Origin of the sequence: Gluconobacter sp. P1D12_c (assembly GCF_018812105.1) — a bacterium.
Classification (GTDB): Bacteria; Pseudomonadota; Alphaproteobacteria; order Acetobacterales; family Acetobacteraceae; genus Gluconobacter; species Gluconobacter oxydans_A.
Genome location: NZ_JACSIQ010000051.1, coordinates 1 through 1924, shown reverse-complemented (window position 1 = coordinate 1924; position 1924 = coordinate 1). Strand labels below are relative to the sequence as shown.

3 protein-coding genes are annotated in these 1924 nt (G+C 59.1%); 1 reads left to right on the top strand and 2 read right to left on the bottom strand.

Going from position 1 to position 1924, the window contains the following annotated elements:
* Window positions 1-273: 273 nt before the first annotated feature.
* Window positions 274-630: a hypothetical protein gene (locus KP705_RS15400; RefSeq protein ID WP_215764775.1), complete on the top strand. Its 357-nt coding sequence runs from the start codon at window positions 274-276 to the stop codon at window positions 628-630.
* 202 nt (window positions 631-832) lie between these two features.
* Here the strand turns inward: KP705_RS15400 and KP705_RS15395 are convergent, their stop codons facing one another.
* Together KP705_RS15395 and KP705_RS15390 are read right to left on the bottom strand one after the other, a co-directional pair.
* Window positions 833-1501 carry a hypothetical protein gene (locus tag KP705_RS15395; protein WP_215764773.1) on the bottom strand — a complete coding sequence of 223 codons (669 nt, stop codon included), beginning with the start codon at window positions 1499-1501 and terminating at the stop codon, window positions 833-835.
* 192 nt (window positions 1502-1693) lie between these two features.
* On the bottom strand, window positions 1694-1924 hold a 231-nt coding region (locus tag KP705_RS15390; protein ID WP_215764772.1), incomplete at its 5' end, for a hypothetical protein.

Sequence of the window (1924 nt, the reverse complement as noted above, 5' to 3'; positions counted from 1 at the left end):
CCGTTACCCGGAAGGGCCGAGACGCAGGGGCCAGACGCCCGACCAAGGGCGGCTGGACCCTGTGGCTCGGTGGAGCTTGGCGACGCAGGAGCCTAGCGGAATAGGGTGAACGAACCCGTCAGGGCCGCCCCGATCCTTCTTTTGCTTCTGGTTCGGGAAATTGACTCTGAATAACGTTTTCAGTCGCAAACTGTTCTCACATGATTTCTTCGACGCCATAAAACCGAACTGCGCCCGGAACGAGCCAGTGTTTAGCGTCCGGAGATCGAGACGATGCCTAACTTTCCTACTGTATGGCCTTATTTTACAGCCCTTTTCGTGGTTCAGATTCTATTCAAGACTGCCGTCTCGGCGACGCAAGACGGATCTGAAAGCGGTTATGGCGCAACTTCCCTCGTTCACTCACTGACAAGAGCCGTCTTCGACACGGCCATGGGATGGGTTAGACGCAGCACGCGCTATGGTCTTTTCCTCGCTGTCCCTTTGACGGCGCTGCTTGGAGCGATGGCGCTTGGAGCAGCGCTAATGGGCCATGAAAAGGATGGCATGACCTGCCTTGAGGCTGCGTTCATTTCCGGCATGACTGGATGGTTTCTGGATCTGCTATCGAACGCGATTGAGAATTACTGAAACGGGCATGCTCCTGGCGCAGCCCCCCTGTGGGGGGCGAGCATTGGGGGCAAAACACTCCGCGCCGACGAGGCGCGTCCGCCTACCTGGAAAAAACGACGGGGAATAAAAAGGGCGAACGGGAGAAGAGGCCGAGGGCAGAGCCGAGGCCGTCAGCGCGGCCCCGGTGGGTGGCCGGACCTGCTGGCCCGGCCTGTGGGGGTTAGAGAACCGCCCCCCACTGTGCGGCGCGGACGTTCTCTGTGAGGGTGCGGCCATTGTCCTTGACGTAAGGCTTCCAGTCTTCTCCGAACAGTTCGCGGTAGGCGTCACATGCGCCCTGAGCCATGACGGCGAGCGCGTAAGCCTTCGGGGCCTGCGCTGCTGCAAAGCGAACGGCGCGGTCAACGCGGTTTTCCCCGCCGTCGATGCCTTGGCGGTCTTCGTCGCGGCTTTCGTTGCTGAAAGAGTTCTGTTCGTCGCGGGCAATCTGGCGCTTGTTCTCGTAAAAATTGGCGGCGCCGTAAGCAGAGCGGACCATGCCGTCCACGATGCGGCCAAGGTGCATTTCCATGGCCTTGAAATTGCGCTCTCCCCGGAAGTCGATAACCACCAGAACGTCCTCAAGAAGCGTGTACTGGTCGCGGATCATGCTGAGACCGGCCCCCATCAGCTCGTCATAATCGCCAGCCTCGAAACCGAAATGCTGAACGATAGCGGCAATCTTGTCGTCGTTGGGGGCAAGGCGCATGACGTCTGCCAGCGTGGGAGCAGAAATGGCCTTGGTGCGCTCGCGGGCTTCGTTAAAACGGCGGACGGCGGCGGGGCTGGCCTTGTTTGCAGCCTTGCGGTTCTGGGCCTTCGGTGCGATTGTGGTTGCTGCGTCGGACATGAAAATACCCTTTCTAGTCTAGCGAAGTCCCGTTCGGTGGTGACACACCGTTCGGGGCGCTTTGTCTTGAGGACCAATCCCTCTCGACAAGTAAAAGATAGCCTTTTCGGCCTTTCATTACAAGATAAAAAACGCGGAAAAGCGCCATAAAACGCGCTTTATTTTTGCATGACAAGTAAAAAGATTTCTTGATTACTTCATGAATACCTGTCGTTTTCCTAGACCCATCCTGCCCGTGCGGCGAGCACATTGACGGCGACGAGAGTGGAACGACGGTGGCGTTTTCCTGAGCCCATCCTGCCACCGGCCAAGACGGGCGACGGGACAGGCCGTCAAGCCCGGAGCGTCCTGAGCAAAGGGGGCAGGCTTGCGGCTGATGCGGGGTCGCGTGCGGCCCTGCAGCAGACGCGGGCCTGACACCTG